We start from the raw sequence: 13,898 nt of genomic DNA, 5'->3' as shown, positions 1-13,898 counted from the left end.
GGAGCCTATAGACGGGCGAGATGTAAAATGGAAAATTATCATGGGTAAATCTAATTGTATAAAAAAAGATGGGCTTGAACGATTATATAATTAAAGGTTAAACTACTAATCCTGTGATCGTTTATCTAGTTTGACTGTTTAAGGTTCTTTAAATCCTTTGAGCTTTAACGTTTACTTTTTATATTCTTTAATAATAAGACCATACTGTTTCGACCATTCTGCATAAAAAATGTTTTTAATAGTAGAGTACCCCGCTTTTCTTATTTCCTCTTTCACCCATTTTTCATCTATATTGAGTAAAGATAAACTATTCTTTTCAATTTTTCCTTCATCAACAAGTAAGTATGAGAATGAATCACTATTTGAAGACTCCATAACACTTATTTGTCCGCCAGGTTCTAAAATAGCATATTTGACATCATGGAGAGAAAATATTCCCTGTTGACGTAACATGGATCGCAGTTGTTCTGACTCTATTTTATTTTTCTTTAACTCGTTTATATCCAATTCACCGTTCCGTATAATTATTGAAGGTCTGCCTTTTAATAATGGACGTAATAGATCAACTTTACGTATGCACAAGTCAAATAAGAAGACTAAAATTGCCCATAAAAATGCGGTGTAGAGTACTTCCCAAAATGGAACTTTATCATCATAGATCGATTCCTCTAAAAGTCCTCCTAAGACTAGTAAATAGACAAGATCAATTGGAGTTAATTGCGATAATTCTTTTTTTCCTAGTAAACGTACAACGATTAGTAGAGTAATAAATCCAATAATAATCTTTATAGTAATTGAACTTTCCATTTCTGAGCCTCCTGATAATTAAACTGATTAACTTGTAATTACCCTTTTTAAGCAATAGTTATACTTTTATATATAAAAAAACTTCTACATAAGAAGAGAACTCATGCAGAAGTACAGTTTATTTTCCATGTATTGGCGTATCATTATGATAAAGATTCAGTACGTATCCAGCTGTATTCGAATAGGAATAGCTTTTACGATGTGATTTAAACGGTGTATAATCAAACTCAAAATATTCTTTTTTTCCATTCCCAAACAGGACGTCTTTTTCTTTCTTGTAAATTTCCATATATATTTCCTGGACTCCAAATTCATTTGTTAAATATTTATATGGAAGATTTGGATCGTACACATAAAAGCGAATCAGGTCGGGATCATATTTATCATATTCCATTTTATAAATGGATACGGTATGGCCACCAGACCCATTATTCATACTAGCATAGATAATTTGACCATTTGCAAGTAACTCCTCTACTTGATCAAGGATGCTAATATTCGTTGGGTCATTTGGTTCTGAGCTATGCTTTACTTCATTGGAATAAATCCATTGTGTTTCAAGCATTTTAATAATTGATTGATCGGGTTCGGTAATTTCTCCAGGTTTGATAACGAGATCTGCATCTACAAACTTATCTTTCGCTAGATAGGAAATTTTTTCATCCGAAAAACGATAGGTAAATAGTTCACCAGATTGCAAGAACGGTAAGTGATCTTTTTGATCAGAAAGATCATATTGTAATGCTTCTAAATTCCGGTCATTTAACCAGTTTAGGACAATCGTGCGCCATAGTTCTGGTTTGAACTTGAATGAATCCTCAATTCCTTCTCCATTAAATATATGTTCTGTCACTCTTGAAAAACCTGCACAAACTCCTCCATCTGCAGTTGTTGTTCTCAAATTTCCAAATGGAAAAGCATGAACCTTTAATCGAAAACCAGAATCAATTACTTTATTTGACCATTCGTTTTCTGTTTCAATTTCTTCGTGTTCATAGAGCCATGGCATGGCATATCTTTTTGCAAATTCTGGTGTCCCTTCGACTTTTCCGTAATCAATTATTGCCCGAGCAAACTTCGTAGCTTCCTCATAACCCTCAGGCTTAAAAATTAAATCTAAAGCTGCATACATTTTATCAAGAAAAAATGCATAAAATCTGCTTACTTCTGCATGGGATAATTCAATGATTCCATAATCTGCATCCTCAATCACTTCATCCTCGAAGAATTCATCCGTGAAAAGTCCCACTCTAAACAGGAAAAATTTATGATCGAATCCTAATAATTCACGTGTAAAATCAAATCCCGATAATCTGAAATAATAGTATGTATTTAGCTGTTTAAATGTATCATTTTCAATTATGTAAACGGGATAATTAGAATCGACAGGGACAAAAATAGCATTATCTGTTGCACGCTGTTTTTTTATTTTCTCAAATTTTTCTTTTTCAAAATTAAATTGATAAGCATTGACCTCATCTTTATTAATATCTTCTGGAATTGAAATTTCAACTTCTCCATTATAGTCTTTGATTTGCACCGGCTCGCGGACAGGTTTGTAAAGTTCATCTAGTTCAGAATGATGGAAGGGTTCTATATGTGTATGATATTTGGCATTCAAATCATTTGTATGTAGTGCAATGTCCAATTCCTCGTTTTCAATTGTAAATTCATCAATCGTCTTTGGGTCAAGAGGTTTCGTAGGATCGAGTCCTTCTTGTATTTTTGCATAATCACTAATTCCATCATCGGCTGTTGAAAATTTCTTTGGATCGGTCTGATACGTATGGATTGCATCCCAATCTGAAATACCGTTATTAGATGTGTCTGGAACATAAGGATTCAACCCTGCCTCTAACTTCTCTTCGACGGTCATTTTATCGTCGCTGATCTTCGTATCTAAATGATCTGCTAACATGTGTTCAAAGGTTAATGTTTCATCTTTAGGAAGTTCTTCTAGCAATTTAGCTTGCTGATGATGTTTATATTTTTGATACCCCCAAATACCTCCAACTACAAGCAAGATACAGGAGATAAAAATAATGAAGGTTATAAGAAAGATTTTCCATAAGATTTGTAATGTTTTTTTCAATGTTCTACCTCCTATTAAAAATTATAATTCTACAAAGGACAGTATAAAGTATAAGAAAAAATATATCGACAAGATTTATAAAGATAGTAATTGATCACTATATTCGTGTGAAATTAACATTTATTTTATAGGTATAAAATCCTATTTTTATTAATCTATCTAGTAAATGAGAGCAGGTTTTGGTAAGCTTTTCAAAAAGGAACTATTTACTGTTCGACTTATAGAACAGATTGGTACACCAATGAATGGATATTAATTATATAAGGAGTGAAACATAATGGATGAAAAGAACAACGAAGAAGAAGTGACTACTGAGATTATAGATAGTAGAAATAATGAAGGCGGAAAGAAGTCAACTACTGGATTAGAAGAAAATATTGCGGCAGTTATTTGTTATTTAGGTGCTTTTATCACAGGAATTATCTTTCTATTTCTCGAGCAAAGCAGTAAATTTGTACGCTTCCATGCGATGCAGTCGACGGTTCTATTTTTAGGACTTTGGATAATACAGTTTATTTTAGGATTTATTCCGTTTTTCGGATGGTTCCTAAGCGGACTTATATACTTGGCAGGTATTATTTTATGGGTTGTATTAATGGTTAAATCTTATCAGAAAGAATATTATAAATTACCAGTCGTTGGCGATTTATCGGAGGACTTTTTAGCGAAGTTAAATCCAAAAGATAATGTATAAAATGAAATAAGATTCTGGTCTAAAAAACCGGAATCTTATTGTTTATTTCAATCAAACGCCAATGAGGTATAGGCAGCATTGGTGCCTGCTAACCTTCCAGTTACAAGAGCAGCAGTAATATTATATCCTCCTGTATAACCGTGGATATCTAATATTTCACCACAAAAAAAGACTCTTTTAGTTTGTTTAGATTCCATTGTGTTTGGTACTATTTCCTTCGTAGATACTCCACCACCTGTAACAAATGCTTTTTCAATTGGTAAAGAGCCGTTTACATAGAAGGTAAATCCTTTGATGTTTTCAACAATTAAGGTGATCGTTTCTTTAGATGTGTTACCAGCTTTTAATTCTTCGTCAATACCATTTATTTGATAAATCAGTTGTAGAAACCGTTCTGGTATTACAGTTTCTTCTTTAATGATGTTTTTCAGGGATTTACGTGGTTGTTTATCTTTTATGACCAAGATATTTTGGATTAGTTTTTCTTTTGGTATCCTTGGTAAGATATCTAAACACATTTTCACTTTGGAATGTCCCTTCATTAGTTCCTTTACAACAAATTGTGAACATCTTAATACAGCTGGTCCAGATATCCCAAAGTGTGTAAACACCATATCCATTTGATGAGTAATAATTGTTTTTCCTTTTTGGTTTAGTACGGATAAAGACACATCCCGTAAAGATAAGCCTTGTAATAATTTGTTTTTGATAAAATTTTCCGCAGATGTTAAGGCAACTTCTGTTGGATATAGTTCGGTAATTGTATGTCCCGCTTTTTTCGCCCAAGCATACCCGTCTCCAGTTGACCCCGTATGAGGAACCGATTTACCACCAACTGCAATAACAACCGATTTAGTCGTAATTTTTGTGCCGTTTTTCAATAAGACATCATGTACGTCTTCTGTAAAATGAATAGCGTTTACAGGGGTATTAAGTTTGATCTCTACGTTTAATTCATCAAGTTTACGGATGAGTGTGTCTACAACCGATTTTGCGGAATTTGAGACAGGAAACATGCGACCATGATCTTCCTCTTTAAGTGACACGCCGATCCCTTCAAAATAGTCAATAATATCATAATTATTGAAAACGGAAAATGCACTATAGAGAAACTTTCCATTACCGGGGATGTTTTTAATTACTTCTTCTTGAGGTAGCCGATTTGTCACATTGCAACGTCCGCCACCCGAAATAGCTAATTTTGTACCAAGTTTTTTTCCTTTTTCGATCAGTAATGTTTTTGCTCCATTTTCTGCTGCTGATATGGCAGCCATCAGACCGGATGGACCTCCACCAATTACAACTACGTCATATATCATCTGTGAGTCAGCCTTTCCTTGTTTACTACTTTTCCATTAACATCGTATCATGCAAAATAATATTTTTTTACTTATTTGTTTAGCATTGAATAAAATTCTCTTTTTACGTGGAAAAATAAAGAAAAAAGAAGAAGGAAGCGGAAGATGAACAGAGTGATAAGTATCTTTCTTTGTATCTCGTTATTGAATTTCTCTTTCATTATCGTTGCTGCTGAGGAACAGGAAGAGAAAATAGATGTACAAAACCCTCCAACAATAATGGAATTAGCCTTTTTAAGATCTTTGGGAAATACAATTTTAGAAATTATGGAGAACAATGGAGATAATCAATTATATACAGCTGAAAGAATTGAGAAAATTACAAGAAATGTAAAAAATGATACGTATGATATTCGTTTGCGTGTTGTTGGTTTTCACGGTCCACATAACCCGCCATATAAATTAATCCAGATGACCATTCGAATCCCCGGTAAATATTCAGATTATGACGTAATTTCGTATAAGAAAAAGATTATTTCTCTAGATGAATTTTCTCGTTTAAAATGAAAAATCCGAACTATTAAAAAATAAAGATCTATAGTTCGGATATTTCGATTTTTCCTTTTATTTTTGTCTGGTTGTGTTTATTTACTCGTAACTTTTTTCCAGTTCGTCAATTAATGAGCCAACATAGGCAACTGCTTCTTTAATTGAGTCTGGTCTCGACATATCGACACCAGCTTCTTTAATTAAATCGAGCGGACGTAATGTACCACCTGCTTTTAATACTTCAAGCCAACGCTCGACTATTGGTTGACCTTCTGCTTTAATCTTTTGAGAAACAATCGTAGAAACGGTAAGTCCGGCTGAATACGTGTATGGATAGAGACCCATATAATAATGTGGTTGTCTCATCCACAAAAGTCCGGCACCTTCATCGATATCAGCAGCATCTCCCCAAAAACTTTTAATCGTCGCTTGTTTTTGATCACAAAGTACATCAGCTGTGAGGGGGACACCGGACTCCGCTAAAGAATAAACGCGATTCTGGAATTCTGCTTCAAGCAAATGTGTAATAAAATTATGATAATATGTGCCTAATAATTGATTGATGACCCATCGTTTCATTCGCTTATCTTCCGTTTTTTGCATTAAATACTCTGCAAGTAAAAGCTCATTCATCGTAGATGGCGCTTCAACAAAGTATGTAGATGGATCTGTGTTTACTAAGTTTTGATATTTATTTGCTAAATAAAAATGTCCGGCATGACCAAGCTCATGTGCTAATGTGAATGCACCGCGCATCTTATCTGTCCATGTGAGCAAAATGTATGGGTGAGCTCCATAAGGACTTGCACAAAACGCTCCGGATTGCTTTCCGACATTGTCAGCATAATCAATCCACCGATTTTCAAAAGCACCTCTCATTGCCTCATTATATTCTGGGCCTAAAACTTTCAGTGCTTCTAAAATCATTTCTTTTGCTTCTTCGTATGTTGTTTCGGGATTAAATTCCGGATCAAGTGGAGCTTTTAGATCGGCGAAGCGGACGCGATCTAGTCCGTAATCTTTTTTGAGCAGCTGTGCATATTTGTGCATATGTGGAGCCAGCTCTTTCTGAATGACCTTTAATTGGTTTTCATACATTACTTTTGTTACTTGCTGGGGATGAAGCAACATATCAATAACAGAATCAAAGCCTCTTATTTCTGCCATTTTAACCTGCTTCGTTACTTCGGTTGCATACGTTGCCGCGAACGTGTTTTTATACTTATTCAACGTGCTGACATATGAATCATACGCATTTCTTCTTAACGTCGTATCCGCTGATATTTCGTAGCGATCTTCATATAGTGCTTCAGACATCGGTAGAACATTTCCCTGGTTATCGGTGATCGAATCAAACTCCATATCAGAAGCTTTGCTACGCTCGTAAATCATAAAGGGGGCTTCGTGTACTTCTCCTAATGCAGCTAATGTTTCCTCCGTCTCAGGGTGAAGGGTATAAGGCTTCTTTTCCAGTATATCCGATAGCTTCTTTTTATACGGCAGCAATTCTTTTTCTTTTTCAATATACTGTTCAATAGTGCTAGCTGGTACAGTTAATAATTCTGATTCAAAAAAAGATAATTTCGCATTAATGGTTGCCATAGCAGCGGCATTTTTTGCTGCTCCTGCTTGGGTTTCGGGATTTGCGCCATCAACACTGATTCGAAGGAATGCATACGTTCCTACTTGTATTAAACGTTCTTCGAAAGTCTCAAGTTCTTTTAAAGCGGCAAGAAGTGTAGCGGAACTTTCTCCTAACTTTCCTTTATAAGCAACAATTTTGTCAACATCTTGCAGGATAGATTGGAGTTCATTTTCCCAATTTTCAGGTGACTCAAAAAGATCTTCTAAGTTCCATGTTTGTTCTACTGGTACTTCTTTTCTCTCTTGTCTCATGAAAATCCCCTTTCTATAAATTGTTATTTATTAACAGTGTAAACGAATAGAAACAAAAATAATACTAAACTGTCTATAAAAATGCACACACAACTATAGGCTTCTTCATAAAGTGTACTAATCAAAAGATAGGGGTGAAAGTAGATGGTATTAACACTGGCTCATTGGATTTATTTATTCGGAACTATCTTAATAATTCTTACTATGCTCTTTAAGAAAAATGTAGTCGTTCCAGCAATCAGTGTTACTTTTTTTGTTGCTTTAGCTTACACCGGATCATTTGGAATCGCTTTGCAATCGACCTTCCGTGCAAGTCTCGTTGCGGCAGGTTCGTTATTTGATATATTTCTAATTATCGCAGTGATGACTGCGCTTTTACGTTCATTGAAAGAACTTGGGGCAGATCAAAAAATGATTGTTCCATTTCAAAAGGTAATGGTAAATGGTCATATATCTTTTCTTATATTAGCCGTTATTACGTATGCAATTTCATTATTTTTCTGGCCGACGCCAGCGGTTCCATTAGTAGGTGCTATCCTTATTCCAGCAGCTATAAGAGCAGGGTTACCTTCAGTAGGTGCAGGAGTTGCAATTGCTTTAGCAGGTCAAGGAATGGCTCTTTCATCTGATTATATTATTCAGATTGCACCAACATTAAGTGCAAGTGCTTCTAATTTAAGTGTGAATGTCGTAGCGGATCGAGCATTAGTTTTATCAGTTATTACTGGTGTAATAGCGCTTGTTTTAGCATATATAACTATTCGTAAATTGATTCAATCTCCCGCTGAATCACATTTACATGCTTGGGAAAAAGACAGCACGAATGATTCAAGCAATGTAGAGAAAGAGGAAAATCTACAAACTTCGAAAAGTAATGCAAAAAAAGGAAATTTCTTCGCATTTTTAGTTCCAATTTCATTCTTATTTCTAGTTGGCTTTATGATCTATTCCAAAATAAGTGGTTCCATAGAAATGGAGGGTGGAGAAGGGGCAGCACTTATAGGGGGAGCTGCAATGCTATTGTTAATTGCCGCTTCCATGACAAGCAATATAAAAAACTCATTGGAGCAAGTAAGTAAACATATTATTGGAGGCTTAATTTTTGCTTTTAAAGCAATGGGAATTGTATTGCCGATCGCTGGATTTTTCTTTTTAGGAAATGATGAGACAGCATCTCAAATTCTCAGTGTTTCAGAAAATGCACCTGCATTTCTTTTTGAATTAATTTTAGCTAGTGAACATTTAATTCCTAATAATGGATTTTTAGCGGCATTTGGAATGCTGCTTATTGGGATGATAACTGGATTAGATGGATCCGGTTTTTCTGGATTACCACTGACAGGAGCCCTCGCAGGTCCTCTTGGAACGACAATGGGAGTTGACCCGGCTACCCTTGCTGCAATTGGGCAAATGGGAGCAATCTGGGTTGGTGGCGGAACATTAATTGCTTGGTCTTCCTTAGTTGCAGTGGCTGGATTTGCCAGAGTTCCGGTGATGGATCTAGTCAGAAAATGTTTTTTACCAGTCGTGATTGGCTTGATTGTTTCAACCTTTGTTGCCATTTTATTTTTTTAACATGGAAAATCACTCCGCTTTTGGAGCTCGCTATAAATTGCGGGCTTTTTTTAATTCCTACGTTAAAATATGGTTAATAGTTTTAATCAACTATAGAGAATGGCTACGCTTTCCTTTATAATAAAAATCAACAATTTTATATATAAAATGTGGTGAAAGATAATTGAAAAAAAGATATCTATTATTATTTGTGTGTAGTTATATTCTATTATTCTCGGCATCTATCTTCACTTATAATATAAAACTCTCTCATCCGACTGCAAGCGATTCAGGTCAACTTTTACCTGTTGCAGTAAAAAGTATTTATCCGGCAAAGGGAGAACAGGAACTAAAAATGATAATTAAGAAAGCGAATATTAACGAAGATACTCTTTCTATAGCTGGTATGCAACATAGTCAAGGTGGTCATACCATGTATCCTAATGGAATATTGATTGATATGAAAAGCTTTAATAAAATCTTGAAATTTGACCTACAAAAGAAATTAATTACGGTTCAAAGTGGAGCTACGTGGGAGGATATTCAAGAATATATAAATCCGTATGGTTTATCTTTGAAGGTAGGACAATCTCAAAATATATTCACTGTTGGTGGTTCTATAAGCGTCATCGGACATGGGAGAGATATACGGAACGGTTCCCTAACAGATACGGTTATTTCTTTACGTCTGTTGACACCAGAAGGAGAAGTGATTGAAGTAAGCCGTACAGAAAACGAAGAGTTATTTCCTTATGTAATTGGTGGGTACGGCTTATTCGGTGTGATTGTAGATGTGACTTTACAATTAACAGAGGATGAACTATACGTTCATAATAATGAACAATTAAACTATCAGGAATATGCTACCTACTTTAAAAACGAAGTGTTAGGTAATGAATCAGTAAAAATGCATGTGGGAAGAATTTCTGTCGCACCGGAAACGTTTTTAAGCGAAATGTACATTACTAATTATACACTTGCTCCAAATCAGGCTGATCTTGATCAATATAATACATTAAAGGGGGAGCCAATTATTGCTATACCTAAATTTTTTCTGGGACTTGCTCGATATAGTGAATGGGGAAAAAATATCTTTTGGGATATTCAAAAACAATATAATGAAAAAACAGATCAAAAATTGGAATCTAGAAATAATGTGATGCGTTCGGATTCTGAATTTATGGAATATAATAGTGTTTCTAAGACGGAAATACTTCAAGAATATTTTGTGCCAATTGATAATTTTGAACCCTATATTGACTCACTAAAACGATTACTTGAAGATGAAAAAGATTTTAATTTATTAAATATAACAATACGGTATGTTGGAAAAGATGATCAGGTAGTGATGAACTATGCAACGGATGACATGTTTTCACTCGTTTTACTTATTAATCAAGGAACCACGAAAAAAGATATTGAAGAGACGGGGCAAATTGTTCGGAAAATGATTGATTTGACTTTAGCTCACGATGGTACATACTATTTACCTTATTATCCATATGCAACAAAAGAACAATTATATGCAGCGTACCCGCAAGTAGAAGATTTTTTTCTTAAAAAGAAAATTTTCGATTCAAATGAAAGATTTAGCAATATGTTTTACAAGGAGTATAGTCAATGACATTTAGAACATTTCTTTATTATCAAAGCACAATTGTTATGGCAAGTAGTATGATATTTCCATTTTACATTCTTTTATTAAAAAATGTAGGAAATAACTATGCCCAGTTCGGATGGGCTTACGGAATTTTCGCCTTAACTGCAGCTTTTTGCTACCCTATGATTGGAAAATTGTCTGATAAAATAGGGGACAGGATATTGTTTTTAATTTATTCGTGGTCAATGGCAGTCCTTTTACTGTTGTTTCCACTTGTGTCCACAGTATGGCAAATATATGGATTACAAATATGTATGGGAATTCTTAGCGCTGTACAAAAAAATACTGAAAAGACAGCTCTTGCTCGACAGGTGAAGAAGGAAACAGCGGGTGGAGAGATTGGTAAGTATCATATAAGAATTTCTGTTGCTGCTGCCATTGCTATTATTCTTACAGGATACATTGTAGATTTCTTAACGATTGCAAGTATTTTTTACATAGGTTCATTGATTTATATGGTAAGTTCGGTGATGTTAATGACAAAGAGAGGGGGAAAGGTAAAAGATGTTACAAACAATTAAAGAGCGACGTTCTATTCATTTATTTAAGGAAAAGGAAGTAGAAGAGACCATTCTACGAGAGATTTTTACGTATGCTTCATGGGCGCCGACACATTATATGAAAGAACCTTGGAATATTAAATTATATCAAGAGGAAGGAAAGAAGCCTTTTGTAGAAGCAATTATTCGTAGTTATCAACGACTCGGTATGATAAAATCGTCAGAAGATGAAAAAACAATCAAATCCATTCGATCAATTGAAAATTTTTTACTTCAAATTCCTCATCATGCGTTAATCTATTTACCAATTGAAGAAGATCCTGTTCGTTCTGAAGAGGAATATGCAGCAGTCTGTGCATTTATCCAAAATGCTCAATTAGCAGCATGGGAATTTAAAGTAGGTATGTTATGGACAATCACGCCTTATATGCATGATCCCGAATTTGCACGAGACATAGGGCTCGATTATTATAGAGAAAAAATTGCAGCAGTGTTACAAATCGGGTATCCGGAAAAAATCCCGAAACCTAAAAAAAGAACTGCAATCGCAGAAATGCTGGAAATAATAAAGAATTAAATAAATGCATTAGAAGTTGATTCTCACAATCATTTCCGCTTTTCATGCTTTTATAGTATCATAAAATTAATTAGGGAGAATTTAACAAGAGAGGAGGAGGTGTAGGATGAGTCAAATTGTTAAACCTGAGTCACTCCATATACAAGCATATAATATTTTGAAACAGTCAATTTTAGACGGAGAACGTCAGCCTTCTGAACGTATTGTCGAAGCGAAAGTAGCTGGAATATTAGGGATAAGTAGAGGGCCAGTAAGAGAAGCAATTCGTATGCTCATCCAAGACGGACTCCTCGTATATAATGACGGATTTGTAAAAGTATATGAGCCTACAATTGACGATATTAGGGAAATTTTTCAATGTCGGGAAAGTTTAGAAAGCCTCGCTGTGAAACTAGCTATTAGTAATCTATCTGAAAATGTGATGATTGCATTAGAGGAAAACCTAGCAAAAACGAAGGACGTAGTTGACCAAGGAAAAGCACTAAAGCAACTCGATCAACAGTTTCATACGATTATTATTGAAGCTTCACAGAATAATCATTTAATTCAAATGCTCAATATGATTAAAACAAAAATTCATTATATGAGAAATAGTATGATTGGGGCTACGTTTTATCCTACGTTACTTGAAGAGCATGAACGAATTTATGAGGCGATTGTAAATAGAGACGTAAAAGCAGCAACTAATATGATGAGTGAGCATATACACAGAGGATTAGAAGGAGTTCTTGAGCAAATTAAATAATTATATGATAAAAAAAGCTGGGACATAAATAAAACCATCAATTGAAAGGACGAACAATATGTTAGTTAAACTTCGGAAATATACGTAGACTCCGCGTCGGCTATATTTCCAAAGTTGTAATACATCTAGCATCGTTCGTCTTTTCTTTGATAAAAATACTTTTGTCTCAGTTTCTTTTTTTGATATTCGGTTGACAGTTAACCGTCAACCGAATATACTAAGAGTAAATTCATGGAAATGGATCAAATTTACATATCTTACATAAAAACCATCCATACACACTTATTAATAGTATCCCCATGACACCACTTCAAGATAAAATGTATACGCTTTCATAAAATCTAATTCGCTTACTTTTTCAGGAGGGAAATAAAATGATGGAACAGTTAGAGAAGTCTAAGCTAAGTGAGAAGGGTATTTTTCAGAAGATTGCAAATCATGAGCAGGTTTTATTTTGTAATGATCCGCAGACCGGCTTAAAGGCAATTATTGCAATACATGATACGACATTAGGTCCTGCCCTTGGCGGAACACGGATGTATCCATATGAAACGGTAGATGATGCACTAGATGATGTTTTGAAATTGTCGGAAGGAATGACATACAAATGTGCTGCTGCTGATTTAGATTTTGGTGGTGGAAAAGCAGTAATTATTGGAGATCCGGCTACAGATAAATCTCCAGCATTATTTCGTGCATTTGGTCAATATGTTGACTCTCTTAATGGACGTTTTTATACCGGTACCGATATGGGAACAACAATGGATGATTTTGTGCACGCAATGAAAGAAACAAATTTTATTAATGGAATTCCCGAGGCATATGGTGGTGGGGGTGACACATCTATCCCTACTTCTAAAGGGGTTATTTATGCTCTTGAAGCTACGAATGAATTCTTATTTAACAGTAGAGTATTGTATGGAAAAACGTATGCGATCCAAGGTCTCGGTAAAGTTGGATTTAAAATATGTGAATATTTATTGAAAGAAGGAGCAAATGTCTATGTCACAGATATAAATCCTAATGCTCTAGAGGAAATCCAACTGGTTGGAAAGCAATTACGTAATCAAGTGAAAGTTGTTAGCTCTGATGAGATATATCGTGTAGAAGCAGATATATTTATACCTTGTGCAATGGGAGGAATTATTAACGAAAGAACAGTCCCTCAATTAAAAGTAAAAGCAATTGTTGGCTCTGCAAATAATCAATTAACAGATGAAAATATAATAAATCTGTTAAATGAAAAAGGAATTGTCTATGCACCTGATTATATTGTTAATGCCGGGGGATTAATCTCTGTTGCCGATGAATTGTATGGTTCAAACAAAGAACGAGTATTGTTAAAAACGAAATCTATCTATACTTCTGTATTTGAAATTTATAAACAAGCGGCAGCTGAAAAAATAACGACATTAGAAGCAGCTGCTCGAAAATGTCGACTTATCATGGAAGAACAGCAAAGTCGTAATAATTTTTTCAGTCGGTCCCGTCGTCCAAAATGGAATATTAATTAATAATTTTTTGAA

General features: G+C 34.7%; 12 protein-coding genes. 8 read left to right on the top strand and 4 right to left on the bottom strand.

What is annotated here, in order from left to right:
- Positions 1-171: 171 nt before the first annotated feature.
- Complete coding sequence (locus SPD48_RS08010; protein ID WP_336257568.1) at positions 172-807, bottom strand: DUF421 domain-containing protein; 636 nt, start codon at positions 805-807, stop codon at positions 172-174.
- A gap of 118 nt (positions 808-925) precedes the next feature.
- The gene (locus SPD48_RS08005; RefSeq protein ID WP_336257567.1) at positions 926-2,899 is read right to left on the bottom strand and encodes a hypothetical protein; all 1,974 of its coding nucleotides are present in this window, start codon (positions 2,897-2,899) and stop codon (positions 926-928) included.
- A gap of 277 nt (positions 2,900-3,176) precedes the next feature.
- Between SPD48_RS08005 and SPD48_RS08000 the strand changes: the two genes are divergently transcribed.
- The gene (locus tag SPD48_RS08000) at positions 3,177-3,593 is read left to right on the top strand and encodes a DUF4870 domain-containing protein (protein ID WP_336257566.1); all 417 of its coding nucleotides are present in this window, start codon (positions 3,177-3,179) and stop codon (positions 3,591-3,593) included.
- 47 nt (positions 3,594-3,640) lie between these two features.
- On the opposite strand, the gene SPD48_RS07995 is transcribed toward SPD48_RS08000, so the two are convergent.
- On the bottom strand, positions 3,641-4,912 hold the full coding sequence (locus tag SPD48_RS07995) for an NAD(P)/FAD-dependent oxidoreductase (protein WP_336257565.1): 1,272 nt from the start codon (positions 4,910-4,912) through the stop codon (positions 3,641-3,643).
- A gap of 144 nt (positions 4,913-5,056) precedes the next feature.
- Between SPD48_RS07995 and SPD48_RS07990 the strand changes: the two genes are divergently transcribed.
- The gene (locus SPD48_RS07990) at positions 5,057-5,458 is read left to right on the top strand and encodes a hypothetical protein (RefSeq protein WP_336257564.1); all 402 of its coding nucleotides are present in this window, start codon (positions 5,057-5,059) and stop codon (positions 5,456-5,458) included.
- A gap of 81 nt (positions 5,459-5,539) precedes the next feature.
- Here the strand turns inward: SPD48_RS07990 and pepF are convergent, their stop codons facing one another.
- Positions 5,540-7,336 (bottom strand): oligoendopeptidase F, encoded by a 1,797-nt coding sequence (pepF, locus tag SPD48_RS07985; RefSeq protein WP_336257563.1) that lies wholly within the window; start codon positions 7,334-7,336, stop codon positions 5,540-5,542.
- A 144-nt stretch (positions 7,337-7,480) separates the two neighbouring features.
- Between pepF and SPD48_RS07980 the strand changes: the two genes are divergently transcribed.
- The 6 genes from SPD48_RS07980 (at position 7,481) to SPD48_RS07955 (ending at position 13,886) form a co-directional block, all read left to right on the top strand.
- On the top strand, positions 7,481-8,911 hold the full coding sequence (locus SPD48_RS07980; protein WP_336257562.1) for a hypothetical protein: 1,431 nt from the start codon (positions 7,481-7,483) through the stop codon (positions 8,909-8,911).
- A gap of 163 nt (positions 8,912-9,074) precedes the next feature.
- Complete coding sequence (locus SPD48_RS07975) at positions 9,075-10,514, top strand: FAD-binding oxidoreductase (protein WP_336257561.1); 1,440 nt, start codon at positions 9,075-9,077, stop codon at positions 10,512-10,514.
- The gene (locus tag SPD48_RS07970) at positions 10,511-11,071 is read left to right on the top strand and encodes an MFS transporter (RefSeq protein WP_336257560.1); all 561 of its coding nucleotides are present in this window, start codon (positions 10,511-10,513) and stop codon (positions 11,069-11,071) included. Before SPD48_RS07975 ends, SPD48_RS07970 begins: the two co-directional genes overlap by 4 nt.
- Entirely contained in the window at positions 11,055-11,627 is a 573-nt protein-coding gene (locus SPD48_RS07965; RefSeq protein WP_336257559.1) for a nitroreductase family protein, read from the top strand. Before SPD48_RS07970 ends, SPD48_RS07965 begins: the two co-directional genes overlap by 17 nt.
- Positions 11,628-11,733: 106 nt before the next feature.
- Positions 11,734-12,372 (top strand): GntR family transcriptional regulator, encoded by a 639-nt coding sequence (locus SPD48_RS07960; protein WP_336257558.1) that lies wholly within the window; start codon positions 11,734-11,736, stop codon positions 12,370-12,372.
- 377 nt (positions 12,373-12,749) lie between these two features.
- A complete protein-coding gene (locus tag SPD48_RS07955) occupies positions 12,750-13,886 on the top strand; it encodes a Glu/Leu/Phe/Val dehydrogenase dimerization domain-containing protein (protein WP_442962134.1) in 1,137 nt (378 codons plus the stop codon).
- The last annotated feature ends 12 nt before the right edge of the window (positions 13,887-13,898 follow it).

It is taken from the genome of Pseudogracilibacillus sp. SE30717A (genome assembly GCF_037071985.1).
GTDB lineage: Bacteria > Bacillota > Bacilli > Bacillales > Amphibacillaceae > Pseudogracilibacillus.
This window is presented reverse-complemented; position numbering and strand designations above follow the sequence as displayed.